Annotated in this window: 21 protein-coding genes; 12 read left to right on the top strand and 9 right to left on the bottom strand. The window is 44.3% G+C overall.

Translation table 11 applies throughout. The features are described from left to right. Positions 1-120 precede the first annotated feature (120 nt). A complete protein-coding gene (gene hslO, locus CDG77_RS16730; protein WP_094330478.1) occupies positions 121-1,026 on the bottom strand; it encodes an Hsp33 family molecular chaperone HslO in 906 nt (301 codons plus the stop codon). Between the two features lie 206 nt (positions 1,027-1,232). Here hslO and CDG77_RS16735 point away from each other — a divergent pair, with 206 nt between their 5' ends. Next, positions 1,233-1,619, top strand: a complete 387-nt coding sequence (locus tag CDG77_RS16735) for a hypothetical protein (protein WP_094330479.1) — start codon at positions 1,233-1,235, stop codon at positions 1,617-1,619. A 20-nt stretch (positions 1,620-1,639) separates the two neighbouring features. After that, on the top strand, positions 1,640-1,873 hold the full coding sequence (locus tag CDG77_RS16740) for a hypothetical protein (protein WP_094330480.1): 234 nt from the start codon (positions 1,640-1,642) through the stop codon (positions 1,871-1,873). 17 nt (positions 1,874-1,890) lie between these two features. On the opposite strand, the gene CDG77_RS16745 is transcribed toward CDG77_RS16740, so the two are convergent. Next, the gene (locus tag CDG77_RS16745) at positions 1,891-2,316 is read right to left on the bottom strand and encodes a universal stress protein (RefSeq protein ID WP_094330481.1); all 426 of its coding nucleotides are present in this window, start codon (positions 2,314-2,316) and stop codon (positions 1,891-1,893) included. Between the two features lie 360 nt (positions 2,317-2,676). Further along, positions 2,677-3,978 carry a histidinol dehydrogenase gene (gene hisD, locus CDG77_RS16750; protein WP_094330482.1) on the bottom strand — a complete coding sequence of 434 codons (1,302 nt, stop codon included), beginning with the start codon at positions 3,976-3,978 and terminating at the stop codon, positions 2,677-2,679. Positions 3,979-4,677: 699 nt separating this feature from the next. Between hisD and rpsT the strand changes: the two genes are divergently transcribed. The 6 genes from rpsT to CDG77_RS16775 all read left to right on the top strand — a co-directional run bounded on the left by rpsT (position 4,678) and on the right by CDG77_RS16775 (position 16,318). Beyond that, positions 4,678-4,977, top strand: coding sequence for a 30S ribosomal protein S20 (gene rpsT / locus CDG77_RS16755; RefSeq protein WP_094330494.1), 300 nt, complete (start codon positions 4,678-4,680; stop codon positions 4,975-4,977). Between the two features lie 349 nt (positions 4,978-5,326). Further along, the gene (locus CDG77_RS16760; protein WP_094330495.1) at positions 5,327-6,112 is read left to right on the top strand and encodes a TatD family hydrolase; all 786 of its coding nucleotides are present in this window, start codon (positions 5,327-5,329) and stop codon (positions 6,110-6,112) included. A gap of 472 nt (positions 6,113-6,584) precedes the next feature. Further along, complete coding sequence (locus CDG77_RS36565) at positions 6,585-6,749, top strand: hypothetical protein (protein ID WP_181154474.1); 165 nt, start codon at positions 6,585-6,587, stop codon at positions 6,747-6,749. 107 nt (positions 6,750-6,856) lie between these two features. Beyond that, a complete protein-coding gene (rpoB, locus tag CDG77_RS16765) occupies positions 6,857-10,156 on the top strand; it encodes a DNA-directed RNA polymerase subunit beta (RefSeq protein WP_094330483.1) in 3,300 nt (1,099 codons plus the stop codon). A gap of 137 nt (positions 10,157-10,293) precedes the next feature. Further along, complete coding sequence (locus CDG77_RS16770; protein ID WP_094330484.1) at positions 10,294-12,171, top strand: DNA-directed RNA polymerase subunit gamma; 1,878 nt, start codon at positions 10,294-10,296, stop codon at positions 12,169-12,171. Between the two features lie 97 nt (positions 12,172-12,268). Continuing rightward, on the top strand, positions 12,269-16,318 hold the full coding sequence (locus tag CDG77_RS16775; RefSeq protein ID WP_094330485.1) for a DNA-directed RNA polymerase subunit beta'': 4,050 nt from the start codon (positions 12,269-12,271) through the stop codon (positions 16,316-16,318). 326 nt (positions 16,319-16,644) lie between these two features. On the opposite strand, the gene CDG77_RS16780 is transcribed toward CDG77_RS16775, so the two are convergent. Next, positions 16,645-17,214: a Uma2 family endonuclease gene (locus CDG77_RS16780; protein ID WP_094330486.1), complete on the bottom strand. Its 570-nt coding sequence runs from the start codon at positions 17,212-17,214 to the stop codon at positions 16,645-16,647. A gap of 154 nt (positions 17,215-17,368) precedes the next feature. Between CDG77_RS16780 and CDG77_RS16785 the strand changes: the two genes are divergently transcribed. Beyond that, on the top strand, positions 17,369-18,703 hold the full coding sequence (locus CDG77_RS16785; RefSeq protein ID WP_094330487.1) for a hypothetical protein: 1,335 nt from the start codon (positions 17,369-17,371) through the stop codon (positions 18,701-18,703). Between the two features lie 193 nt (positions 18,704-18,896). On the opposite strand, the gene CDG77_RS16790 is transcribed toward CDG77_RS16785, so the two are convergent. The 4 genes from CDG77_RS16790 to CDG77_RS38860 all read right to left on the bottom strand — a co-directional run bounded on the left by CDG77_RS16790 (position 18,897) and on the right by CDG77_RS38860 (position 23,982). Then, entirely contained in the window at positions 18,897-20,432 is a 1,536-nt protein-coding gene (locus tag CDG77_RS16790; protein WP_094330488.1) for a tetratricopeptide repeat protein, read from the bottom strand. Continuing rightward, positions 20,429-21,898: an ATP-binding protein gene (locus CDG77_RS16795; protein ID WP_094330489.1), complete on the bottom strand. Its 1,470-nt coding sequence runs from the start codon at positions 21,896-21,898 to the stop codon at positions 20,429-20,431. The genes CDG77_RS16790 and CDG77_RS16795 overlap by 4 nt, the downstream gene beginning before the upstream one ends. A 175-nt stretch (positions 21,899-22,073) precedes the next feature. Continuing rightward, positions 22,074-23,441, bottom strand: a complete 1,368-nt coding sequence (locus CDG77_RS16800; RefSeq protein WP_094330490.1) for a DUF3370 domain-containing protein — start codon at positions 23,439-23,441, stop codon at positions 22,074-22,076. 340 nt (positions 23,442-23,781) lie between these two features. Continuing rightward, positions 23,782-23,982 (bottom strand): hypothetical protein, encoded by a 201-nt coding sequence (locus tag CDG77_RS38860; protein WP_317615920.1) that lies wholly within the window; start codon positions 23,980-23,982, stop codon positions 23,782-23,784. A 58-nt stretch (positions 23,983-24,040) separates the two neighbouring features. Between CDG77_RS38860 and hisH the strand changes: the two genes are divergently transcribed. Then, positions 24,041-24,676 carry an imidazole glycerol phosphate synthase subunit HisH gene (gene hisH / locus CDG77_RS16810; protein ID WP_094330491.1) on the top strand — a complete coding sequence of 212 codons (636 nt, stop codon included), beginning with the start codon at positions 24,041-24,043 and terminating at the stop codon, positions 24,674-24,676. Positions 24,677-24,767: 91 nt separating this feature from the next. Next, positions 24,768-25,313 (top strand): 16S rRNA (guanine(966)-N(2))-methyltransferase RsmD, encoded by a 546-nt coding sequence (gene rsmD / locus CDG77_RS16815; protein WP_094330492.1) that lies wholly within the window; start codon positions 24,768-24,770, stop codon positions 25,311-25,313. A gap of 128 nt (positions 25,314-25,441) precedes the next feature. On the opposite strand, the gene petG is transcribed toward rsmD, so the two are convergent. Next, positions 25,442-25,555: a cytochrome b6-f complex subunit V gene (petG, locus tag CDG77_RS16820; RefSeq protein WP_063721252.1), complete on the bottom strand. Its 114-nt coding sequence runs from the start codon at positions 25,553-25,555 to the stop codon at positions 25,442-25,444. Positions 25,556-25,765: 210 nt separating this feature from the next. Here petG and CDG77_RS16825 point away from each other — a divergent pair, with 210 nt between their 5' ends. After that, the gene (locus tag CDG77_RS16825) at positions 25,766-26,140 is read left to right on the top strand and encodes a c-type cytochrome (RefSeq protein ID WP_094330493.1); all 375 of its coding nucleotides are present in this window, start codon (positions 25,766-25,768) and stop codon (positions 26,138-26,140) included. Positions 26,141-26,435 lie beyond the last annotated feature (295 nt).

Genomic DNA, 26,435 nt, shown 5'->3' on the forward strand with positions numbered 1-26,435 from the left:
TTAGGTCGATAATTCCATTGTTGACATAGTAACTTTCTCATGATTAAAAAGCTACTTTTTTGATTATCTCTCTCCACAGAGTAGCATTATCAATCTCAAAAAACAGTGCTATTTTATACTTTATCCTGAAACAGTAGATTCAGCTTGCAAATCAGCAATTAGTTGAGCTAACTGCTCGCTACTTGCCTGGTAAACATTGCCACAAAAGTCGCAAGTTGCTTCAGCACCATCATCTTTAACAATCATATCTTGCAGTTCAGCCTCTCCCAAAATTTTGAGTGCCCCCAAAACGCGATCGAAAGAACAACCACAGTGGAAGCGCAGCATTTGCCGTTCGGGAAAGATTTGCAGTCCCATATCGCCCAAGAGGTCGGTAAAGATTTCAGTCAAATTCTTCCCAGCTTGCAACAATGGCGTAAATCCTGCCAGACTAGCGACCCGTGATTCCAAGGTTTCTACTAGGGCTTCATCTCTGGCAGCTTTTGGTAACACTTGTATTAGTAATCCTCCAGCCGCAGTTACTCCGCCTGCTCCCACAAACACACCTAAAACTAAAGCTGAAGGTGTTTGTTCGGAATTCACCAGATAATGAGCCACATCATCGCCAATTTCGCCAGAAACTAGTTCCACCGTACTGGAGTAAGGATAACCATAACCAACATCCCGCACAACGTAGAGGTAGCCACCACCCACTGCACCACCAACATCTAGTTTGCCTTTGGCATTGGGAGGCAATTCTACAGATGGATTCCCCACATACCCGCGTACCGTACCATCTAAGCCTGCATCTACCAATATGCCGCCCAAAGGCCCATCGCCTTTTACCCGGACATTAACCCTTGACCCAGGTCGCTTCATACTCGAAGCCATCAACAAGCCCGCCACCATAGTCCGTCCCAGTGCTGCCGTTGCCACATAAGAAAGTTTGTGGCGCTGCCGTGCTTCTTCTGTTAAACGTGTGGCGATCGCACCTACGGCACGAATTCCACCTTCGGCTGCTGTTGCACGAATTAACTGATCCGCCATGAATAACCTTACATTTCTTAACAAGTTCACTTTTTATATTCTAAGTTCTCTGCTGCAAGAAAAGTAACGTAGTGGAGTGTTAAGCAAATAAACGGCTGTCATTGGTCATTGGTTATTTGCAAAGGACAAAGGACTAATGACTAATCACAAAAACTATTTGCAATATTAGAAATAGCGATGTCTCACTTTTAGGCAATCTTAGAAAAATGCTGGGTAATTTTCAACAAAGCCAACTGCGGATCGAAATTGAAGCGCCAACAGATGCAATTCGTGACAGTCTGCTGCATCCGGTACAACTAGAAAAATGGCTCTTAGGGCAACGCTTTGCACCAGGAATGCCAGAAGAACTGCTTCCTGGATTTCAGTTTACAACCTGGACTGGGCCAGTCTCGATTCATCATCAAGTAGAGGTTGTAAAATCCAACTGTCTCCGTTTGCTACTCAGTGGAGGTATTGACGGGTTTCACGAATGGTACTGGGGAGAAGGTTGGGTACAATCCCGCTTGGAAGGAGTTTCACTTTTGCCCTTGAATTTGGGTCAAACTTTGAGTTTGTTGAGCTTGCGTCAATTTCTGGCAACTCAAGGACGTTGAATTAACTGGAGATGAAGGGAATGAGAATTGGGGCATGGGGCATTGGTTATTCTTTGCGTCCCCAGTCTCCAGTTCCAGAACCAGAAATAATACTGACCATAATATTTACCAGCACAGATAAATCTTCTGGATACTTGATAGTATTTTTGGTTTTGAGTCACCTGACAATTCGCACGATGGTAAACGAAAAATTGAAATTCAGAGGTAAGTCGTTTAGTAACTACTGGGGTTATAGTCACAGCACGCTCGTCTGATTTGCTTTTACCTGATTTTAATTCGGCTTTACCACCAACACCGAACAATTCGCTTCTTCTACAACTTGACTGCTAACAGAACGCTGGACAATTCGCTTCATCCCAATCAACCCCCGACTACCAATTAGGATTAAGTCAGCTTTGTAAATATTGGCAAGACGAATGATTTCTTCGGCAGGATCGCCAGTTACCAATTCTAACTCACTTGTGACTGATAATTTTTCCTGATAGGATTGCAACTGTTTTTCAAGCTGAAAATAAGAAAATGTTGGGGACTCTGGTTGAGGACGATCTGCGGGTACTTCCATCTCTGACTCTGGCGTGGGAAATACATGACAGAGAATAATCTTGGTATCTTTTGACAACGCCAAATTATCTAAACTCTGAATTACTCGTTCTCCAATTTCCGAACCATCTAGAGCTACCAAAATATTCTTTAGCACCGCTCTCGTCTCCTATAAGAGTAGACCCTTTAAATAAGTATGTAGTAAAACTGGAGTAAAACTTGTTGGCAGTTACACTAAATTTTTTCCCATCTGATTATTTAGTTTATGTATTGGAGGCTATGCCATAAATCGGTTTCACCAACTTTGACATTAGGGCGTGCTTGCTAGCTTATTACACAGATAACTCTTTCCTTAATAAGCCAGTGGATTAGGCGGGCAATGCCTAATTTGTAGATGCCCGCCAAAAGGCTTAAGCAGGGTAGCGACTTGTCCTCAGACATCGCCATCCAAACTTTGACTCGCTACTGATAGAGTGACTTTTGTCAATAGTATTAGTAAAAACTTAACCATTCCAAATCACTCTTCTTGCTGAACTCGGCGGCGGACTGAATCGGCATGAGAAGGTAAGCCTTCTGCCGTTGCTAGCACATCAATAGCCCCAGCTACATTTTGCAGCGCTGTTTGGGAGTATTGAATAATACTGGAGTGTTTCAGGAAGGTTTCAACCCCTAACGCCGAGGCATAGCGGGCAGCGCCAGAAGTTGGCAAGGTGTGATTAGGCCCTGCCAAATAGTCTCCCACAGCTTCTGGTGTGGAGTAACCCAAAAAGATTGCCCCAGCGTGGCGAATCTGTGGTAATAGTGCCCAAGGGTCTTTGACTTCTAATTCCAGGTGTTCGGGAGCAAATTCATTTGAGAGTTCTGCTGCTGCTTCGAGGGATTCCACAAGGACAATCAACCCATAATGAGCGATCGCTTTTTCTGTGTCTATTCGCCGTGGGTGATCCACTAGCTGTCTTTCCAAGGCTAATTGCACGTTTTTCGCCAAAGCCGCATCTGTCGTCAACAAAATTGCTGCCGCCATTGGATCGTGTTCGGCTTGGGCTAGCAAGTCAGCAGCTACATGCACCGGATTAGCACTTTCATCAGCAATCACCAGCACTTCGCTGGGGCCTGCCAAAGAATCAATGCCAACGGTTCCATAGACAAGTTTTTTCGCTAGGGTGACATAAATGTTACCAGGCCCAGTAATGACGTTCACTTTCGGAATCGTTTCTGTGCCATAAGCTAAAGCAGCGATCGCTTGTGCGCCCCCAATCCGATAAATTTCTTGTACTCCTGCTTCTTGGGCAGCTACCAAGACTGCTGGGTTAATTGCACCCCCTGGGCCTGGTGGTGTCACCATCACTATATGGGGTACAGCAGCAACACGAGCCGGAATTGCATTCATCAGCACTGTACTGGGATAGGCTGCACGGCCACCAGGCACATACAACCCCGCTCGATCGACGGGGGTGTAGCGTTTGCCTAGCACTACTTCATCGTCGCCAAAGTGTACCCAGCTTTTTGGGACTCGCTGACGATGAAACGCTTCAATTTGGCGACAAGCTAGCCGAAGTGCGCCCAACAACTCTTTTGACACCTGCTGATAGGCTGCATCTAGTTCCGAGCCTGTAACTCGAAGTTCTTCTGCTTTCAGGGTTTGTTTGTCAAATTCGGCTGTGTAATGCAATACAGCTTTGTCGCCTTGGCGCTTTACTGCTTGCAAAACTTCGCGTACCGTTGCTTCTTTGTGAAGCACCTGTTCGTCATGGGTGCGATCGCAGATCCGTTGCAGTTCTGCTCTAACGTCTGCCTGCTGAGTGATGATTCGCAGCATGGAGTAAGGACAATGCCAATAATTATAATATTCACACCTGAGATTTAGTATTGCTCTTGACCCACTGGGGTGTGCAAGCTGACTCTAATTCTCTTCTCTAGCTTAACCTGGATTTTTTTGATACTCTCAAGACTGCCAACAGATGGTTTCCTTGACAAGGCAACTTAATTCCTCAGTCCGACAACCCTTAGCAGGCTAGCAGCAGGAAGTGGGTGTGCCAATTTCCTACTTCCCTTACGCCCTTTCCCTCACTCCTTTCGGGGTGCAGGTGGTGTGTTTGCACATCCAATCCCCTAGATTTACAGGGGGTAGGGTCTGAGTATAATTTTTACTTATTTTCCTAACTTCTCAGTAGTTAATGTGTGTACAGACACGATACTATATCGCTTCTATACTTTGAAAACCCTGAAATTTAGCTGTTTACAGTTTTTTGCCTCTGACAATACATCCTAAATTCAGGATAGATTACATTGGCAGTCACACCGCTTTATCAGGTAGTTGATGAGTTAGGGTAACGGTTGTATTGGATTCGCTCTATTTTAACGCATTTCCTAAATTGACGACAGAAGGAAGTAAGAGAAGAAAAACTATTGTCCAATCGCAGAATTTTTTTAGGAAATTATAACATTGGCAATTTGGATGCTATATTAGTAAGTCTAGTAGTGTGTGTACATATTAATAGTATTTTTGGAATTGACTGTGGCGAATACAAAGTCTGCTCTCAAGCGTGCCCAAATCGCAGAACGTAACCGACTGCGTAATAAAGCTTACAAATCAGCAGTTAAGACGCTGATGAAGAAATACACTAATGCTGTAGCTGTCTATGCAGCTAATCCTAGCCCAGAATTACAACAAGAAGCAGAGGCTCGCTTATCCGAAGCTTACGGCAAAATCGATAAAGCAGTCAAACGGGGTGTCCTTCACGCCAACAATGGGGCAAGGAAAAAGTCAAGATTGGCTCATAAACTAAAGCCCTTAACTCAAACAGCCGCTCAATAGTCATTGGTAAGGCAGTGCGCTCTTCTAACTTAGTTAACCACTGAGTTAGGACCTTTCTTAAAGTTGTAGTAATTGGCAAAACCAGTTGCTCATGTAAAGCTAGTGTAGTCTAGAGAGTTTCCACACCCTTGCTCTATTCGTTTTAACCGAACTACAGCAGGGCTGCTCCATTAGAAACTGGTTTTGCCAATTGAAATCAAGTGGTGGGGTGCTTTAACTCTTGCTGTTTTGTCGATCGCGTAGCGATTAGCACAGGAGAAAGATTCACCTAGATGGTCATTTGTCCTTAGTTGCGATCGCGCTATCGGAGCTAACTAACAATTTTATGACTAACGACAAAGAACAAAGAATGCAACTGGTAGATACGCACGTTCACCTTAACTTTGATAGTTTTCAGCCAGATTTAGCAACAGTGCGATCGCGGTGGCAAGAAGCAGGAGTAGTACGTTTAGTACATTCCTGTGTTCACCCAGAGGAGTTTGCCAGCATTCAATCTCTAGCGCACGAGTTTCCCGAAATCAGCTTTGCTGTGGGATTACACCCTCTAGATGCTGATAAATGGAATAGCGAAACAGGCGAGAAAATCAAAACTTTAGCTAGTTCTGACTCGAATGTAGTCGCAATTGGAGAAATGGGACTGGATTTTTACAAAGCTGATAACTATGAGCATCAGCTGATGGTATTTGAGTCACAGTTAGCGATCGCTTCTGTTCTCAACTTACCAGTAATTATCCACTGCCGCGATGCTGCTGAAGCAACCAGAAAAGTGTTGCAAAAATGGCGCGAACTAAAGGGAGAAAGAGTGCGGGGTGTCATGCATTGCTGGGGAGGAACGCCAGAAGAAACTCAATGGTTTCTCGATCTAGGCTTCTACATCAGCTTTAGCGGGACGGTAACGTTCAAAAACGCCAAAGCGATCCAATCCTCAGCTGCGATGGTGAGTAGCGATCGCCTACTAATTGAAACAGACTGCCCATTTCTCGCCCCAGTTCCGAAACGGGGTGAGAGGCGGAACGAGCCTGCCTACGTACTTTATGTAGCCGAGCAAGTAGCTAAACTGCGTCAAGAAACAGTAGAAACGATCGCCCATCAAACCACCCAGAATGCCTGTGAACTATTCGGTCTGTCAATATAAAGTAGGCTTTAATCTCTTTTATTCGGTTGTGCTAAAAAAAATAAAACTCTAGGAAGGGAAAATATGGTAATATTATTCCCTCAAAAACATTTTGCTTGCGCCATAATGATAAAGGAAGGAACAAAAAATTTCTAAGCCTAATTTTCCGCGATCTTATCGGCTTGGCCATCCTCCAAATCTCTACAAGCGGATGCTCTCCACACATGACTAACCGTGCCAAAACAGGTTGAGCTAAACTTTTGCACACAATCAACTTCTGTGTATTTAACCTATACAAAATCCTTAAACGAAATTGGCTTGTGAGTATAATCCAGCAAAATGAAGTGATTCTGATTCAAAACCGACAAGGTACGGATCGTTCCCTCAGGCTTAGGATATCTAAAGATATCACTGAGAATCTAAATAGTCGGGTGGATTTAAAACACACCGTCTAGAGCTGCGTCAGCGAATTAACGCGCTTTTTGGAGGGGAAATGAAGAACGTAGATAAAACTCAGGAATATCTCAACTGTATATTCTTCTTAAATCAAGACTATAGTGGGTTTCTGCTGTCTGAGTACCCGATTCGGGGAATTACCCCCTTGTCCAAATCGATCGTTCCAGCTTTAATCGCTGCGTTTGCCCACACCTGTAAATAGCAAGTGTGTCAGAAGTTCCCAAACAACTAAGGATACTGACTAGCAGTGGGAAGCTTCAAACATCAGTGTCCAAGGGAAAATTTTACCAGGTTGACAAAGGAAGAGGCATGACTAAAGAAACATATATGGAACCCGCCTTTCTGTTGCCCGACTTGATTGAAATCCAGCGAGCAAGCTTTCGCTGGTTTTTGGAAGAAGGGCTGATAGAAGAACTGAACTCCTTTAGTCCTATTACAGATTATACGGGCAAATTAGAATTGCACTTTTTGGGTCATAACTACAAACTCAAGGAGCCAAAGTACAGCGTCGAAGAAGCGAAACGGCGTGACAGCACTTATGCCGTCCAAATGTATGTTCCCACACGGTTGATTAATAAAGAAACCGGGGAAATCAAAGAGCAAGAGGTATTCATTGGTGATTTGCCTTTGATGACCGATCGCGGCACGTTTATTATTAACGGGGCCGAGCGAGTAATTGTCAACCAAATAGTGCGATCGCCTGGGGTTTATTACAAATCAGAAATCGACAAAAACGGGCGGCGTACTTATTCAGCTAGCTTAATTCCCAACCGGGGAGCATGGCTGAAATTTGAAACAGACCGTAACGATTTGGTGTGGGTACGTATCGACAAAACCCGGAAACTCTCCGCGCAGGTACTACTAAAGGCTTTAGGGTTATCAGACAACGAAATCTTTGACGCTTTACGCCACCCCGAATATTTCCAAAAAACCATCGAAAAAGAAGGGCAGTTTTCTGAAGAAGAAGCCCTGATGGAGTTATATCGGAAACTGCGTCCTGGTGAACCACCCACAGTATTAGGTGGACAGCAACTCCTAGATTCTAGATTCTTTGACCCGAAACGTTATGACCTTGGTCGCGTTGGACGGTATAAACTCAACAAGAAATTGCGCCTTTCTGTCCCAGACACGATGCGGGTATTGACTGCTGGCGATATCTTGGCAGCCGTAGATTACCTAATTAACCTAGAATATGACATCGGTAACATCGATGACATCGATCACTTGGGCAACCGCCGAGTGAGAAGCGTTGGTGAATTGCTGCAAAACCAAGTGCGGGTAGGCTTAAACCGTTTAGAGAGAATTATTCGGGAACGGATGACAGTATCCGATGCTGAAGTGCTAACCCCCGCTTCCTTGGTGAACCCCAAACCATTGGTAGCAGCAATCAAAGAATTCTTTGGTTCGAGCCAATTAAGTCAGTTCATGGATCAAACCAATCCTCTCGCAGAACTGACGCACAAACGCCGTCTAAGTGCCCTTGGCCCTGGTGGTTTAACCCGCGAACGCGCTGGGTTTGCTGTACGGGATATTCACCCTAGTCACTATGGACGTATTTGCCCCATTGAGACACCAGAAGGCCCCAACGCCGGATTGATTGGCTCCTTAGCAACCCATGCGCGGGTTAACCTGTACGGGTTCCTCGAAACACCATTTAGACCTGTAGAAAATGGGCAGGTTAGGTTTGATATACCTCCCGCCTACATGACAGCCGATGAAGAAGACGACCTACGGGTAGCTCCGGGAGATATTCCTGTAGATGAAACCGGACACATTATTGGGCCTCTGGTGCCAGTGCGCTATCGGCAAGAATTTTCCACCACAACACCAGAACAGGTGGACTACGTAGCAGTATCCCCCGTACAGATTGTATCGGTAGCAACCAGCATGATTCCCTTCTTGGAGCATGATGACGCTAACCGGGCGCTGATGGGATCGAACATGCAACGGCAAGCAGTACCCCTGCTTAAGCCAGAACGTCCTTTGGTGGGTACTGGTTTGGAAGCGCAAGGAGCAAGAGACTCCGGGATGGTGGTTGTATCGCGTACCGATGGCGATGTCACTTATGTGGATGCTAAAGAAATTCGCGTCCGTCCTAAAGCTAATACCGCAGAAATTAAGTACACCCTTTCCAAATATCAACGTTCCAACCAAGACACCTGTTTAAATCAGAAACCTCTCGTCCGCATTGGCGAAAAGGTTGTTGCTGGTCAAGTATTGGCTGATGGCTCCTCCACTGAAGGCGGTGAATTGGCGCTAGGACAAAATATCGTTGTAGCCTACATGCCTTGGGAAGGCTACAACTACGAGGACGCAATTTTAATCTCTGAAAGATTGGTGCAGGATGATGTGTACACCTCAATTCACATTGAAAAATATGAAATTGAAGCTAGACAAACCAAACTAGGGCCAGAAGAAATTACCAGAGAAATTCCCAACGTTGGGGAAGATGCCTTGCGTCAGTTGGATGAACAGGGAATCATTCGCATTGGGGCGTGGGTAGAAGCTGGTGATATCTTGGTAGGAAAAGTCACGCCCAAGGGTGAATCTGACCAACCACCAGAAGAAAAACTGTTGCGGGCGATTTTCGGTGAAAAAGCGCGGGATGTGCGGGACAATTCCCTACGAGTCCCCAACGGTGAAAAAGGTCGCGTAGTTGATGTGCGCTTGTTTACTCGCGAACAAGGCGATGAACTACCACCAGGAGCAAACATGGTAGTCCGGGTGTATGTTGCCCAAAAACGTAAAATCCAAGTTGGCGACAAAATGGCAGGACGCCACGGTAACAAAGGGATTATTTCTCGGATATTACCGGCGGAAGATATGCCTTATTTGCCCGATGGTTCACCAGTGGACATTGTACTCAACCCCTTGGGCGTACCCAGTCGGATGAACGTTGGACAAGTATTTGAATGCCTCTTGGGTTGGGCTGGTCAGACCTTGGGAGTACGATTTAAGATTACTCCCTTTGATGAAATGTATGGGGAAGAGACATCCCGCCGAATCGTGCATGGCAAATTGCAAGAAGCACGGGACGAAACAGGGAAAGACTGGGTATATAACCCAGATAACCCAGGCAAAATCATGGTGTATGACGGTCGTACAGGCGAACCCTTTGACCGAGCAATTACCATCGGTGTAGCTTATATGCTGAAACTGGTGCATTTGGTGGATGATAAGATCCACGCCCGTTCTACAGGCCCATACTCGCTGGTGACTCAGCAACCCTTGGGTGGTAAAGCACAACAAGGTGGTCAACGGTTTGGAGAAATGGAAGTGTGGGCATTGGAAGCCTTTGGTGCAGCTTACACCTTACAGGAATTGCTCACAGTTAAATCTGACGATATGCAAGGACGAAATGAAGCGTTAAATGCGATCGTTAAAGGTAAGGCAATTCCTCGACCTGGAACTCCAGAATCCTTTAAGGTGCTAATGCGCGAGTTGCAATCATTGGGGTTAGACATTGCCGTACACAAGGTAGAAACCCAAGCAGATGGCAGTTCCCTAGATGTGGAAGTCGATTTGATGGCAGACCAATCAGCCCGTCGCACACCTCCCCGACCAACTTACGAATCTCTTTCCCGCGAATCGCTGGATGATGACGAATAAGGAGTGCTGAGTGCTGAGTGCTGAGTGCTGAGTATTAAAAAACTCAGTAATTGGCATTTAGCACTTGGATATCTCTTAATTCAAACCTTAAAACTAAATATACTCAAAACTCATAACTCGAAACTCAGCACTTAAGTATGAGACCTGCCCAAACTAATCAGTTTGACTACGTAAAAATCGGCTTGGCTTCCCCCGAACGCATTCGGCAGTGGGGCGAAAGAACATTGCCTAATGGTCAAGTAGTCGGTGAAGTTACCAAGCCAGAGACAATTAACTACCGAACTCTCAAGCCAGAGATGGATGGCTTATTTTGTGAGCGCATCTTTGGCCCCGCGAAAGATTGGGAATGCCATTGTGGTAAGTATAAAAGAGTCCGTCATAGAGGTATTGTTTGTGAGCGCTGTGGCGTGGAAGTCACCGAGTCACGGGTGCGTCGTCACCGCATGGGCTATATTAAACTCGCCGCACCAGTAGCTCACGTTTGGTATCTCAAAGGCATTCCTAGCTATATTTCCATCCTGTTGGATATGCCTTTGCGGGATGTCGAGCAGATTGTCTATTTCAACTCTTATGTTGTCCTGAGTGCAGGTAATGCCGAAACTTTAACTTACAAACAGCTACTGAGTGAAGACCAGTGGTTGGAAATAGAAGACCAAATTTATAGCGAAGATTCTGTGCTGCAAGGCGTAGAGGTAGGTATTGGTGCTGAAGCGCTGTTGCGTTTGCTTGCCGATATCAATTTGGAACAAGAAGCCGAAAGCCTACGCGAAGAAATTGGTAACGCCAAGGGGCAAAAGAGAGCCAAGCTAATTAAGCGACTGCGGGTAATTGACAACTTCATCGCTACTGGTTCCAAACCAGAGTGGATGGTAATGGCAGTTATTCCCGTTATTCCCCCCGACTTGCGCCCAATGGTGCAACTAGATGGCGGACGGTTTGCTACCAGCGATTTGAATGATTTGTATCGGCGGGTAATTAACCGTAACAATCGTTTGGCACGCTTGCAAGAAATTTTGGCACCAGAGATTATTGTGCGGAACGAAAAGCGGATGCTGCAAGAAGCAGTAGATGCTTTGATTGACAATGGTCGTCGGGGACGCACTGTGGTAGGGGCAAATAACCGACCACTGAAATCTTTGTCCGACATTATTGAAGGTAAGCAAGGACGTTTCCGACAAAACTTGTTAGGTAAACGGGTTGACTACTCTGGACGTTCGGTTATTGTGGTCGGGCCAAAACTGAAAATTCACCAGTGCGGTTTGCCTAGAGAAATGGCAATTGAGCTATTTCAACCATTTGTGATTAACCGCCTGATTCGTAGCGGCATGGTAAACAATATCAAAGCTGCGAAAAAGCTGATATCACGTAATGACCCCAGTGTTTGGGATGTGCTGGAAGAGGTGATTGAAGGACACCCTGTAATGCTAAATCGGGCACCAACATTGCACCGCTTGGGTATTCAGTCTTTTGAACCGATTTTAGTAGAAGGTAGAGCAATTCAACTGCATCCTCTGGTGTGTCCGGCATTTAACGCCGACTTTGACGGGGATCAAATGGCGGTACACGTACCTCTGTCGTTAGAAAGTCAGGCTGAAGCGCGGTTGTTGATGTTGGCTTCTAACAATATTTTGTCACCAGCCACGGGTAAACCAATTATCACGCCTAGCCAAGATATGGTATTGGGAGCCTATTACTTAACAGCAGAAAATCCCGGTGCAACAAAAGGCGCAGGAAATTACTTTTCTTCGCTGGAAGATGTAATTATGGCTTTCCAGCAAGATCAAATTGACTTACACGCCTATATTTACGTGCGGTTTGACGGTGACATAGAATCAGACCAACCGGATACGGAACCTGTGAAAGTGACGGAAAACGAGGATGGGACTCGGACATTAATGTATAAGTTCCGCCGAGTCAGACAAGATGCTAAAGGCAATGTACTTTCTCAGTATATTTATACAACTCCTGGGCGCGTTATTTACAACAATGCCATTCAGGAAGCACTAGCAAGTTAGGGAATAGGGCATGGGGCATAGCGCATAGGAAACAATTACCAATGCCCAATGCCCAATGCCCAATGCCCAATACCCAATGACTCAGGACTAATGATTAATGACTAACGAAAAAATGATTTTTCGCAATCGCGTGGTTGACAAAGGTCAACTGAGAAATTTAATTTCTTGGGCTTTTACGAATTATGGTACAGCGCGAACCGCAGTGATGGCGGACAAATTGAAAGATTTGGGATTTCGCTATGCTACCAAAGCAGGGGTTTCCATCAGTGTAGATGACTTGATGATACCACCAACTAAGCGATTGCTCTTAGAAGCAGCCGAGGAAGAAATTCGCGCTACTGAAACCCGTTATCAACGGGGAGAAATCACTGAAGTAGAACGCTTCCAAAAGGTAATCGATACTTGGAATGGTACTAGTGAAGCCTTGAAAGATGAAGTAGTCGTTCACTTCAAGAAGACTAATCCCCTGAACTCTGTATACATGATGGCATTCTCCGGGGCACGGGGTAACATCTCACAAGTTCGGCAGTTGGTGGGGATGCGGGGATTGATGGCAGATCCTCAAGGGGAAATTATCGATTTACCGATCAAAACCAACTTCCGTGAAGGGCTAACTGTGACGGAATACATTATTTCGTCTTACGGTGCCAGAAAGGGATTGGTGGATACTGCCTTGCGGACGGCTGACTCTGGTTATCTCACCCGTCGGTTGGTGGACGTTTCCCAAGATGTAATTATTCGGGAATTTGACTGCGGAACCACTAGAGGTCTTGCCATTCGACCAATGACAGAAGGTGCTAAAACCTTGATTCCTTTGGGAACCCGGTTGATGGGACGGGTAATTGGCGAAGATGTGGTGCATCCGGTAACTAAAGAATTGATTGCAGCCCGCAATTCGCCAATTCCTGAAGACTTGGCCAAGAAAATTGAAAAATCTGGGGTGGGAGAAGTTGTGGTGCGATCGCCACTAACTTGTGAAGCCGCACGTTCTGTCTGTCAACACTGCTACGGCTGGAGTTTGGCCCACGCCAAGATGGTAGACTTAGGCGAAGCTGTGGGGATCATTGCTGCTCAAAGTATCGGGGAACCTGGTACTCAGCTAACGATGCGGACATTCCACACTGGTGGGGTGTTTACTGGGGAAGTGGCGCAACAAGTTCGTTCTAAAATCGATGGGACTGTCAAGCTTCCACGCAAACTGAAGACTAGAACATATCGGACTCGCCACGGGGAAGATGCCCTTTATGTTGAGGCTAATGGCATCATGCTTTTGGAACCAACAAAAGTAGGTGATGTTACTCCAGAGAACCAAGAGGTTCATCTTACCCAAGGTTCAACACTATATGTATTTGATGGAAATAAGGTAAAACAAGGGCAGTTGTTGGCAGAGGTCGCCCTTGGTGGACGGACAACTCGGACTAATACAGAAAAAGCAGTTAAAGATGTTGCCTCTGACTTAGCTGGGGAAGTGCAATTTGCCGAAGTAGTTCCAGAACAAAAAACTGACCGTCAAGGTAATACCACAACCACAGCCGCACGTGGTGGTTTGATTTGGATTCTGTCTGGGGAAGTTTACAACTTGCCTCCAGGGGCCGAATTGATAGTGAAAAATGGTGATGCGATCGCTGCTAATGGAGTTTTAGCAGAAACCAAATTAGCCAGTTTACACGGCGGTGTGGTGCGCTTGCCAGAAGCTACCCCAGGTAAGAGTACTAGGGAAATTGAGATTATCACTGCTTCTGTGGTCTTAGACCAAGCAACGGTGACAGTTCAAAGTTCTCAAGGTCGTAATAACTACTTAGTATCTACTGGCAACAACCAGGTATTTAACCTCCGAGCTACACCAGGCACAAAAGTGCAAAATGGTCAAGTAGTCGCTGAGTTAATTGATGACCGCTATCGCACAACCACTGGTGGATTCCTGAAATTTGCAGGTGTCGAAGTCCAGAAAAAAGGCAAAGCCAAGCTGGGTTATGAAGTCGTTCAGGGCGGTACACTGTTGTGGATTCCTGAAGAAAGCCACGAAGTTAATAAAGATATCTCCTTGCTGTTGGTGGAAGACGGTCAGTTTGTAGAAGCTGGCACCGAAGTCGTGAAAGATATCTTCTGCCAAAATAGTGGTGTGGTAGAAGTGACCCAGAAAAACGACATCCTGCGGGAAGTGGTGGTGAAGCCAGGGGAACTGCTGATGGTTGACGATCCAGAATCAGTCATCGGGCGAGATAACACCTTCATCCAACCAGGTGAGGAATTCCAAGGTAATGTCGCCACGGAATTGCGTTATATCCAGTATGTGGAGACACCAGAAGGCCCTGCCCTGTTGAGTCGTCCAGTAGTCGAGTTTGCTGTACCTGATAACCCAGATGTGCCATCCACTACATCGGTAAGTCAACAAACCGGACGATCGATTCAATTAAGAGCGGTACAAAGACTACCTTACAAAGATTCAGAACGTGTCAAATCTGTTGAAGGTGTAGAACTACTGCGAACCCAGCTAGTACTGGAAATTGAGCAAGAAGGCGAACAAGACCATAATGCTTCACCCCTGGCAGCAGATATTGAATTAGTAGAGGATACTGAAGATCCAGAAGTTCAACGTTTACAACTGGTAATTTTGGAATCCTTGGTAATTCGTCGAGACATTACCGCCGATGCCACCCAAGGTAGCACCCAGACGACACTTGAGGTACACGATGGGTTAACCATCGCCCCTGGATCTGTAGTCGCACGTACCCAAATCTTGTGTAAAGAAGGCGGGGAAGTGCGAGGTGTCCGCAAAGGAACCGAAAACGTGCGTCGCTGTTTAGTGTTGCGTGACGCTGACAGGCTCACTATTAATACTAGTACTCAGCCCAAAGTGAAAGTGGGTGACTTGCTAGTAGAAGGAACAGAAGTTGCTCCTGGAGTTTTTGCTCCAGAATCAGGACAGGTAGTAGATATTAAAAATGCTGCTGCTGCATCTGGTGGGGAATCATCTCTGAGTACTAAAAACTACGTTGTTACTACCCGTATCGGTCGTCCTTATCGAGTCAGCCCTGGTGCTGTGTTGCAGATAGAAGACGGCGATTTGGTACAACGGGGTGATAACTTGGTGTTGCTGGTGTTTGAACGCGCCAAAACCGGAGATATCATTCAAGGTTTGCCCCGGATTGAGGAACTACTTGAAGCTCGTAAACCGAAAGAAGCCTGCATTTTATGTCGGCGGAGCGGAGAAGTTAAGGTAGTTTACGCTGAAAGTGGTGATGAAGCGATCGCTATTAAGGTCGTAGAATCAAATGGCGTGGTGACAGATTATCCTCTGGGCCCTGGACAAAATTTGATTGTTCCAGATGGCTCAATGGTAGTAGCGGGACAACCGTTGACTGATGGCCCATCCAATCCCCACGAAATTTTAGAAATCTTCTTTAGCCTTGGTTCTGAAGACGGAATCTATGCTTGTGCGAGCATTGCTTTGCAGAAGGTACAGACATTCTTGGTGAACGAAGTGCAAATGGTGTACCAATCTCAAGGGATTGATATTTCCGATAAGCACATTGAAGTGATTGTTCGCCAAATGACCAACAAAGTCAGGATTGATGATGGTGGCGACACTACCATGCTTCCCGGCGAATTGGTGGAACTGCGCCAAGTTGAGCAGGTGAACGAAGCTATGGCAATTACAGGCGGTGCGAGGGCACAGTATACCCCAGTATTGTTGGGTATCACCAAAGCATCGTTGAACACCGACAGCTTTATCTCCGCCGCATCATTCCAAGAGACAACACGGGTACTTACCGAAGCAGCTATCGAAGGCAAATCTGACTGGCTGCGTGGGTTAAAGGAAAACGTGATTATCGGGCGATTGATTCCGGCGGGTACTGGGTACAATACCTATGAAGAACCTGGTGCGATCGAAGATTATGCTACTGAAATTAGCAGTAGTGTCTTAGATGAAGTTGACGATCCCCTGGATATGGTCTTAGATGACCGTACAGCCCGCACCTATAATTTAGATTCTCCGACTCTTGGTGAATCTGGTTTTGGTAGCAGACGTGCAGAAAGGTCAATTCTAGATGAAGAAGATGAATTAATCGCCGATGAAGTAGTAGACGAGGACGATTTCGAGGAAGAAGAAGAAGACGATGATGATGATTTCGACGAAGAATAAAGGCTTGAAATCTCGCGTCTCGATTAAAAGGTAAAAACTGAAAAGGCAAAAGAAAATCTTCTTTTGCCTTTTTATTTTGCTTTATAAAAACACATTTTTAACCTTCAAGATTCTAGTTTCTTACTTTTAATTTAATCCAATACGCTTGGGTTAGTACCTAACTCTTTATCAAAGTCAAATTTTTTAACGTAGACCCTTCAGCTTGCCGAGGCTACCGCAAAGGGCGCATTCGCGTAGCGTTTCGTAGAGAAGAACGCAAAGGAAGAAAAGAAAAAGAAGAAATGCTTAATTGAACTGTATTGACTTTTAATTTAGTAGTCTATCAATTAGGGTGATTCAAAAGTAACATCCTCATATAAATCTGCAACAGCACACCGAAAATCTACACTTGCCAGATGAATGATATCTTCTTTTCCATAGGGATAAAGTACCCATTGTCTCTCTGAGTTGCGGCGAAAACACTCAACATTTAAGCGAGTTTGGCTCACAAGTACATATTCCTGAAGTGACTCTATCTGTCGGTAGTCAGCAAATTTATCGCCTCGGTCAAAGGCTTCTGTTGTTGGAGATAGTACTTCTACAATTAAGCTGGGATAACGCAGAAAGTTATTAAAAGCTTTATCTCGTTGGTCACAACTTACCATCACATCGGGGTAGTAATAGATATTAATGGACTCAATATGTGCTTTGGTGTCTGAGATATAAGTCTGACAACCACTCCCACGCAAATGATTTCTCAGCATAGCAAAGAGATTCCCGCTAATAATTACATGAGTATTTGCTCCTGCCATTGCATAAACCTCTCCCTGTCTATATTCATGCTTGATAGGACTAGTTTCTTCTTCTTTGAGGTAGTCTTCTGGGGAAATATAACTAGAATTTGGAATTGCGACCATCTGTAATAACCTTGTGTAATGCTTTGTATCTAGTTTAAGAGAAGTTTGACAGCTAAATATGCTAAGTACACGCCACCATAAATCTAGCTATTGCTAGATGCTGTAATTCTCTCAAAGGCTATAATCTACATCTGTCGCACCGAGAGATTAACTTGTGGATGTCATATTAGAACGATCGCACCAATTAAAACAAGCCTTAGTAGATTTTGTCTTTGATGCTGAAGGTGAACTGGCAAAAGCACTGGAAACTTATGCAGCAGAACAGTCGCGCCGTGGAAGTGGCGATAGTACACAGCAGGACTTAATCATCGATAGCTTTCTGACAGGCGGAAAAGTCGGTGACAAATCACCATTAGAGTTGTTTATTGAAAGCCATCCAGATTTAGAAGAGAGCGATCGCAACCTGATCGAAAGCTGGCATCATAGTTTTATTGGCTTATTTGCCATTAGTAATATCCTACCTGATGGCTTTGAATTGACTAACTGGCTGACGGATAAACGCTACATTGTCAAGCCAAACAATACTCAAACATTACAGGCAATATCTCGGTTGAAAATAGGAGAAATTTTACTAACTCGCATTTCTCCTGTCACCGATAGCTACTGGATGTTGTCTGGCCCCTACACAATAATGGGTAAATTAGGTAAACCAAAACTGGCTGTAGCAATTGGCAATTTCAAAGAAAACTATAAAAGTAATCTTTACAGCGATGCTCCAGACTTGCTAGAAGAAGCTTGGCAGTCAGTAGAAAAATATCATCAACAGTTTGTGGACTTTTTTGGCTCTGATGAAATCACTCTATCTGGATACCATTTAAATAAAAAGATAGCGGAATTTCAAGAAGTAATTACAGAAAAAACCCTTGCAGCCGCAGGAATTGATCCTTCAAAATCTTTAGCAGAAGTGGCAGAAGCAGCTGGCATTGGAGACGAGGAAATCAAAGCAGCAGCACAAGAATTTGGTGCTGATTCTAACGTAGTCTCTCAGATGTTGAACAGCAAAGGCGGCAATAGCAAAATGGTGATGCCAAAGGTTGATTTGCCTGCTGAACTCAAGAAAGCTGAACAGGTAACAGCCCTTTCTCATCCCCGTTGGGGACAAATGTTTTTACCAACATATAGTAAGATACAAGCAATCTTATCGGCAGATGACTGGCAAAGTATTCAAGGGGCGGAAAAACTAATTCGCTACTATCTCGAAGATAAAAGTATTAATGCCTTTGTTTGGCATCGATTAGCGCAACAATATCCAACTCAATTAGAAAATGTGTTGCAAACATTTTTGCAACGTCCAGAGTTTCGCCTTGAAAGTAACTTGGATACGCTTTTGCAAGAATTCCACAAACCTATTGAGCCAGAGTTACCAGATATTGCTAGTGTACCCATACATTTGCATAACTTATTTCAGGAAGCTTTAGGAGAAGTTAGCAAATTTAAGCCCAAGGGTAAGGGGCAACAAAAGCCAGCAAAGGGTTTTCAAAGAGGTTAGTAAATATATAGAGAACTTCACCATACACACGTAGTATTAGTACTCGGCTATAGCAAAAATACTAGTGCAAGAAGGCAGGAGTCAAGAAAGCTTATACAGTAAGCTTTTTAAATTCAACTGGATAGTTATTTCTGCCGTGCTGCACTAGCTTTTCAGCTCTGGTAGATACTTTTAGACTGCCTTAGCGAACAAATTACTCGACGAATTTGTTCAAATGAATAAAGCTCAGTTTTGACAAATATTTGAAAAATCTTTTGAGAATTAAAGCTAACAATAACTTGCTATCTCCACCGCGCCAAGGAGGGAGAGTGATAAAACTAGCAACGATAAAACGCAGACTATGGACAAACTTACCCGCTTCGAGGTAAGCCAATCCCAAAACAGCAAATGCAATACCTTTAAATAAAGAATTGTTAACGTTTTGAGCGATCGCTAAAGCCTGTTCTCCATAATCTTTGGCTTGAGGAATCTCTCCCATTGCGCTATGGAGATAAGAAAATTGTGATAACGACTGAGATTCGTGGTGTGGATAGTTAAATTGACGGGCAAGACTCAGACACTGACGAGTTTTTTCCATCGCCAGTTGAACTTCATCTTGCCAAATATGAATAAAAGATAGGGTTAGTAAGGCATAACACTGAGCGCTGATATCACCATTCTGTTGATTAATTTCTAAAAGTTCTTGTCCGCAGTTGATGGCGGCTTGAAAGTTGCGCTGATAGCAGTAGACTAAGCCCAGATTCACTAATACGGCACTAACTTGACGGCAATTGTAGTTTTGGTGTCGCTGCTGGTACTGTTGCTGTAAGGCATCCAAGGCTTTTTGACGTTTTCCTAACTGAGCATTGGCGACTGCAAGCCGTCCTAGAGCATACCATTGGGTTTGGGTATCGTTGATGGTATGAGCGATCGCTAATGCTTGCTGACAATAATAAATGGCCTTTCGGTAACGTCGCAGGTGAATTTCTAGATACCCCAGAGTCGCAAAAGTTTGGCCTCTCTCAACTGCTGTAGACGGGCATTCACCATAACTATCTTGCTCCCATTCTAAACTTTCTACTGATATGGCATTCCCCGATTTAGTGCTAGAGCGAGATTCATCAATTCGCTCCAATACCTGCAACTGCTGCTGACAGTAATTCCAAGCTGTTTGATATTGTCCCCAATTGCCATAGCAAAGCCCTAAACCCCCCAACGCTTTAGCTTGAGCTTCTGTATTCTGATTCTCTGTTGCTAGTTGTAATAAACGCTGGTAGTGATTAACTGCTGTTTGATACTGGCACAGATGGGTATAGGCATAGCCTAGATTATTCAGACAAAGGCAGTCTAATTCATGATTGGCTTTACCTAACAAAGGTTGACACAAATCGATCTGTTCTCGATATAATCCCCAAATGCCAAGCTGCTGATGTAATGGCAAATTACGATCGCTATCAAGACGAACGAATAAAATTTGACAAATCAAATCCCAGGCTTCAAGCTGCGCTAAATGGTAAGCAGCCTCTAGGTAGCCTCGCACTTGCTCTAGTTGGGAGGCTTGGCGATCGGGTTGATAATGCTTAAGCCAGTAAATAGCTGCTCGGAAATGCGCTTTTTGATGAAGAGTCGGTTGTCGGTCAAGATCGTTGGCGCTATCTAGAACCAATTGTCCTGTCGCTGTAAAGCAACAGTTCAGAATCTCGGTCTCTGTGAATGTCTTCAGTTGCAACTCTCGATTTGAAACGTTCATCGGGCGGCCTTTGACTCAGGATTGGTAAGATGCTGGAGCGCGATGCTGCGAATCAAACTGTGGAGTCGATACAAAACCCGACCAACAGTATAATCTGTTTCTAGTAAAAAGCGGCGTTGTAAGGTTTGAAATGCTATTAATTGCGCTTCTTTGGAAGAATCTGCAATTAAAATTAACCAGGCCGTTCGTTCTACAGAGCATCGATATGTAGCTCCCATACAAAGCAGAACGTAAGCTAAAGGAGATGAAACGTGCAGACGGGTAAATGTCCTTTCGACGCGGCACTTAACTAGATCCGTTAAACTGACGCTGTAATTGGCTAAAGTTACTGAATCTGCGGTTGAACGTAAATCAGAAGCCTGTTTTTGTTGTTCGATGGCGATCGTCTCTTCCCCATAATCGTGCCAGTAGGCTTGGATGTCGCAGTTGTATGGACTTTCTCGAATTTCTCCAGCGATTACCCGCAAGGCCAGAGGATGACCTTCATAAACGCTAATGATGCGCTGGAGATATTCATGTTCGGAGTCTGTCTGAGGATGAACCTCCCAAATCCCAAAAAGTTCGAGGGCTTCTTCGGGATTTAAGCCTTTGAGCCATTCCAGGTGCGATCGCTCTAAATACCGTCCCTCGACCATCACAGGGAGTCGATCCTGAGAGGTTAGAATCAGACGGGATGGCATTGTTTCTGCTTGCGTAAACAGATCGAAAAACTTGGCAAATAAGGGATCTTTGTAGTGAAACTCGCCACGAGCGCCCATTTCGAGAATTTCCTCAACCATATCGAGAACGAGCAAACAGGGGTGGGTTTGCAAATACGTAACGAGGTCAATGACCAGTTTTTGAGAATTCTGTCCTAACTCTGGCTCTGATGGCATTTGCTTCTCTAAGAGTTGGTGAGCAAACTGTTTAAATATGTGCAAATTGTCATCAAAGCGAATTAGTTTAAGTATCGGCCAGGTTTGAGCCATTGCTGGTTCTAAGCCCAGTCGAACCGCAAGGGATGACTTACCAATACCTGTAATCCCGACTAGCATCAGAACACGGCAATTGCCCTGAATCTTCTGAGTCAAAGCATCAACTAACAATTCACGCCCGATCCAGCGAGTTTCATGCTCTCCAATCAAAGAAGCAGAATATTCTGATGATGGCGAACTCCCTAATGGTTTAACTTCTGGTATGAGAGAAGCTGATTGACTGGGGAACTGAGATTTTTGATGTTTAGCGTAATACTTGAGGACACTTTGAAAGTTTAATTTTGTCACTTTCTGTCCTAGATTAGCTGAGAGCATCTGCCAAAGTTGCGAACCAGTATCTTTGATGTAGCCATAGTCATAGTCAAAACTATTGGCAATCTCCATGTAAGACTGCCCTTCCCAAGACTGGCAAAAGACAATTTTTTGTACCTTATTCAACTGCTCTATCTCTAAAATCTCCTCAAGGATATTTAGTGCCTCATCAAGAGTCATTTTTTACAATTAAATTTCTGGGATAGCTATTTCTACTTGTTTCCCAGTAGTCATTCCGCACTGCTAAACGTGAAGTAGCATGGATATTTACAGTTATGGCAGCTTTATCCTTTTACAAAAGTTTAATAGGTAATAGGTAATTGGACAAAAGCTATACCTAATTACCTATGATTCATTACCGACTCTGCCCTTGGGTTGACACTGTTAAGACTTGTGGTGGTGTGGCATCAGGCGGATAGAGAAAGTCTACTTCTACTAAAGAGCGATCGCCAGCTTTCATATTTAATGAAACTAAGGGTTCTCCTGATTGACCTCTCTTTTGCACTAAATGCACAAACTCAGTTTGTGGCTGATTTTGCTCATCTTTATAACGTACCCGCACTGTCCCTCGGAAAAAGACTTCACGGGCTGGTGTACTCAGAAAGCGTAACCCTGGTTTGACTAACTGATTCTCTTTAAGTGGTGTTTGTATGGACACACTCACAGTTTGAGAACTTTGAGTATTGTTGTATAGCGGTAACTTGAGATTATATTGAATCCCATAGTTGCCATGAGCGCGATATGCGGTGTCAGGATAGCGCACCAGCATCGGCGCACTTTGAATTTGACCAGTTCCCAATGTTCCGCCATGCAGGGTACTCAAAGCGTAAGAAAATACTTGACCAGGCTGGGGAATAGTCAGATACCTAGCTTTAGGATTATCCACTAATAAGGCTCTCCATCGCGAACCACCAGCGACTCCAGCAACACGCCCATAAATTATCGGCTTGGCAGTTTCTTCTAGGGGAGTGGGCGCTTTATCTCGTGGCCCAGCCAGATCGCCATTATCTAGTAAATTCTGCCACTCTTCTAAAGTAGGCGATCGCTCACTGCCATCAGGATTTACCCTTGCAAACATCGCGAGGCTAGCTGCATAGACAGTGCCATTACTTTGCAATCGGATCAATGTAGACCGACCATTCAGAGGCGGTGTTAATCCCTGCACAGGAATTGGTAAATTTAGTAACATCCGACTTTGCTTTGCTGGAATCTCAATTTGGGCTGGGAAAATCCCTTGTCGCTGTCCTCTCAGCACATCAGACATAACGCGATCGCCTGGACCAGCAAAAATTGTCCCTAAAGGATTTTGGCTAAAAGATGGTAACTGAATAAATGGTGCATCTGGTTGACTCAAATAACTCGCCGCCTGCCAAATATTCACCTTCACTGCTTCAGAACCAGGGTTATGCAAAATTATCCCAAGATAGAGCGATTGCAAATTCTCTGGTGGTTCAGCCCTAGCAACATGATGGGCAAAAATATCAAATCGTCCGCGAAAGGGAAAATTCAGATGTGCTGTTGGCACTTTTTTCCCATCTGGTGGAAAAGTGGAGAGTAAAATTCCTTCTTTTAAAACCAATTCTGGACTATTGCTATTAAAAGTTGGCACTGTATCCAATTGACCTGGTAAAGGACGTACTTCTTGCGGTTGCACGACTTCTTCAGGTGGTAGTGTGGTAAGAGTTGATTGAGCTATTGGAAAAATTAGTAACAATGGAAACATATACTTAGATATTTCTTTCACCATACAGACATTAACAACTTGATGAAAGTGCCAGTTTGTTAATAATTAATACGAAATTTGCAAGAATCCCCATCAAATTTTCTTGATTGAGAACCAGTACTCGAACAAAAATACAACGGATCGTGAGTTGATTTTCGGTTAAGTAGTCAACACTGAATAGTAAAGACAAATTTACCGCAGTCATGGCTAATGTCAATTGCCACTGCTCACACCACTAATTTTTCTAAATCAACTTCTGTCTATAAAACCATTTTTTCCAGCTAGCAACTGCTTCCACACTTAATTGTGTAAGGATTGTAGCGTGTCTACAACAGATAATTTAATCAGATTGAATTGCATTGATTTTTTTCATTACCTGAGTACTTGTCAGTTGCATGTCTACGGGTAACTGGCGGAAAAAACTTAAGTAATCTGGTATCAGATCGAGTTTGCTAACTTCAAGTAATAAATCATCAGAAGAATTCGACTGTCGATCTTTTAGGCAAATGTCAAAAGAAGTTAATAGAATTCTTTTCTTCATAACAAATATTATTTAGAATAGAAAAACCCTCCATAATAAATTTACAAGGAGCAGGTGAATGCCAGTTATTGCGGTCGTAGACTACGAGATGGGAAATTTGCACTCAGTCTGTAAAGGCTTAGAAAAAGCTGGGGCAACTCCTAATGTTACTTATTCTCCAAAGGAATTAGAGCAGGCAGATGCAATCGTACTACCAGGAGTAGGAGCATTTGATCCAGCAGTGCAACACCTGCGAGCGCGTGGTTTGGAACAACCTATTAAAGAAGCGATCGCATCTGGTAAACCTTTCTTAGGAATTTGTTTAGGATTGCAAATTCTCTTTGAATCAAGTGCAGAAGGTATCCAACCAGGACTAGGAATTATCAAAGGAAAAGTGCGGCGGTTTCGTCCCGAACCTGACATCACTATTCCTCACATGGGTTGGAATCAGCTGCAAATGACTCAGGCAAAAAGCATTTTGTGGGAGCATTTACCGTCCGATCCTTGGGTGTATTTTGTTCATTCTTACTATGTTGAGCCAATAGACCCGCTAATCAGGGCAGCAATCATCACCCACGGTACTCAAACCGTCACAGCTGCTATCGCTCACGAAAACCTCATGGCAGTTCAATTTCACCCCGAAAAATCCTCTAATATCGGATTGCAAATTCTGTCTAATTTTGTTGCTCAAGTCCGCGAAAAAATTCCTGCCTAATACTCTTTTTGTCATTTGTTCTTTGTCCTTTGTCCTTTGTCTAAAACTAATGACCAATGACTAATAACTAATGACCAATGACTAATAACCAATGAGCCTGAGAATTTACGGTAATCGCCAGCTAAAAACTTTACCAGGAAAAGAAACTAGACCTACCAGTGCGCGGGTAAGAGAGGCAGTATTTAATATTTGGCAGGGAGAAATTGCAAGTTGTCGCTGGCTAGATTTGTGCGCCGGTACTGGTTCAATGGGCGCCGAGGCTTTGTGTAGAGGAGCCAACCTAGCAGTGGGAATTGAACAATCCAGGCGAGCCTGTGCCACCATCCAAGAAAATTGGCAGCAGGTAGCTAATGCCGAGCAAGAATTTCGGGTATTGCGGGGAGATATTACGCAGCAGTTAAAGACTTTATCAGGCAAGCAATTCGATAGAATTTACTTCGATCCACCTTATGCCAGTGGATTGTACCAGCCAGTATTAGAAGCGATCGCTCACCATCAACTTTTAGATCCTAGTGGCGAAATCGCAGTTGAACACGCCTCACAAGGTTGGATACCCCCAGAGATTCCCGCTTGGGAAATTTGCCGCGAGAAAGTTTACGGCAACACATCACTTACTTTCTACAGAATTGTGCAATGAGAGGACAAGGGAGTGAGAAAGACAAGGGAGAGAAGGGAGAAAAATTGCTTCTTTGTCCTCCTCGTCCCCCTTGTCTCCCCTATTCAGCACGGGCTAAACGTCCCGCTACCTCTGCTAACAGCATTTCCTCAACCGCCCAACTGATTGGGGCGCTTGTATTGCTTATAGGCAGCGTAAAACAGTCCGGCGAGGGTGACGAAAACTAGACCAAGGACAATACCTGATAGCAGGGGTTCAACCACTGGAAATCTCCTCTTTGTAATTATTAAATATTCGTTGCCTGTTTTTGATTTTACCAAATTTGGTATGAATCCTGCGCCCTACAGACTTTTTGGAGAGAGATTGCTCACAAGAAAATAGTCTTATGTGCTTGCAGACACGATCAAGAACTTTTAAGCTATGTGTAGGAAATGAAAACTTTTGAGCACACCTAGATTTTCACAGCAAACCTTTTGGATAACCAGTTTACCAAACCTGAAATTTTGATTCAGCGCATCGTTTTATTGACGCTGGCCATACTGCTATCAGTCCCTTTGGGCTTTTTTGGTATTCAGTTGGTTCAAGCCTCCGATCCTTATGTTAAGAGTGTTCTATCTCTAACAGGAAACCCAGTTCAAGGACACGCGATCTTTCAAATTAACTGTGCTGGTTGTCACGGCTTGGAAGCAGACGGGCGAGTAGGGCCCAGTTTGCAAGCTGTTTCCAAGCATAAATCTCAATATGGATTGATTCACCAGGTGATCAGTGGCGAAACGCCGCCAATGCCAAAATTTCAGCCTAGCACCCAAGAAATGGCGGATCTTTTGAGCTATTTAGAGTCGTTGTAGATGATTTCTGGAATTGCTTTACTAAAGATTCTCCCACTTAGCAAGCCATAGAAAAACCACAGTCTGAGTTTGTCAGCTTTTTGCCACTCCTCGTAAATTGGGAATCAGCTTTTTTGAGTATGTGCGTTCACGCATTTCTAAAACTGAAACAATCTCATCTCTGGCGACTTATTATTCGGGAGAAAAGCATTTTTAATCTCTATTTGTTCGTTATTAGGACTAGCCCTTTCAAGGTGTTGTGTAATGGACTAATTTGTAGTTTGGTTAAGAGAGGTGAAAATCTCAGGGTGGAGAA

Source organism: Nostoc sp. 'Peltigera membranacea cyanobiont' 213 (assembly GCF_002245975.1).
Lineage (GTDB): Bacteria > Cyanobacteriota > Cyanobacteriia > Cyanobacteriales > Nostocaceae > Nostoc.

What these genes read in the sequence shown, in the direction of transcription:
- hslO (WP_094330478.1), bottom strand. Translation starts at nt 1,026, where the DNA reads ATGGCGGATCAGTTAATTCGTGCAACAGCAGCCGAAGGTGGAATTCGT.
- CDG77_RS16775 (WP_094330485.1), top strand. Translation starts at nt 12,269, where the DNA reads ATGACTAACGAAAAAATGATTTTTCGCAATCGCGTGGTTGACAAAGGT.
- CDG77_RS38860 (WP_317615920.1), bottom strand. Translation starts at nt 23,982, where the DNA reads ATGAAGAAAAGAATTCTATTAACTTCTTTTGACATTTGCCTAAAAGAT.
- CDG77_RS16790 (WP_094330488.1), bottom strand. Translation starts at nt 20,432, where the DNA reads ATGAACGTTTCAAATCGAGAGTTGCAACTGAAGACATTCACAGAGACC.
- CDG77_RS16780 (WP_094330486.1), bottom strand. Translation starts at nt 17,214, where the DNA reads ATGGTCGCAATTCCAAATTCTAGTTATATTTCCCCAGAAGACTACCTC.
- CDG77_RS16760 (WP_094330495.1), top strand. Translation starts at nt 5,327, where the DNA reads ATGCAACTGGTAGATACGCACGTTCACCTTAACTTTGATAGTTTTCAG.
- CDG77_RS16740 (WP_094330480.1), top strand. Translation starts at nt 1,640, where the DNA reads ATGAGAATTGGGGCATGGGGCATTGGTTATTCTTTGCGTCCCCAGTCT.
- rsmD (WP_094330492.1), top strand. Translation starts at nt 24,768, where the DNA reads ATGAGCCTGAGAATTTACGGTAATCGCCAGCTAAAAACTTTACCAGGA.
- CDG77_RS16795 (WP_094330489.1), bottom strand. Translation starts at nt 21,898, where the DNA reads ATGACTCTTGATGAGGCACTAAATATCCTTGAGGAGATTTTAGAGATA.
- hisD (WP_094330482.1), bottom strand. Translation starts at nt 3,978, where the DNA reads ATGCTGCGAATCATCACTCAGCAGGCAGACGTTAGAGCAGAACTGCAA.
- hisH (WP_094330491.1), top strand. Translation starts at nt 24,041, where the DNA reads ATGCCAGTTATTGCGGTCGTAGACTACGAGATGGGAAATTTGCACTCA.
- rpoB (WP_094330483.1), top strand. Translation starts at nt 6,857, where the DNA reads ATGACTAAAGAAACATATATGGAACCCGCCTTTCTGTTGCCCGACTTG.
- CDG77_RS16770 (WP_094330484.1), top strand. Translation starts at nt 10,294, where the DNA reads ATGAGACCTGCCCAAACTAATCAGTTTGACTACGTAAAAATCGGCTTG.
- CDG77_RS16800 (WP_094330490.1), bottom strand. Translation starts at nt 23,441, where the DNA reads ATGTTTCCATTGTTACTAATTTTTCCAATAGCTCAATCAACTCTTACC.
- CDG77_RS16735 (WP_094330479.1), top strand. Translation starts at nt 1,233, where the DNA reads ATGCTGGGTAATTTTCAACAAAGCCAACTGCGGATCGAAATTGAAGCG.
- CDG77_RS36565 (WP_181154474.1), top strand. Translation starts at nt 6,585, where the DNA reads ATGAAGAACGTAGATAAAACTCAGGAATATCTCAACTGTATATTCTTC.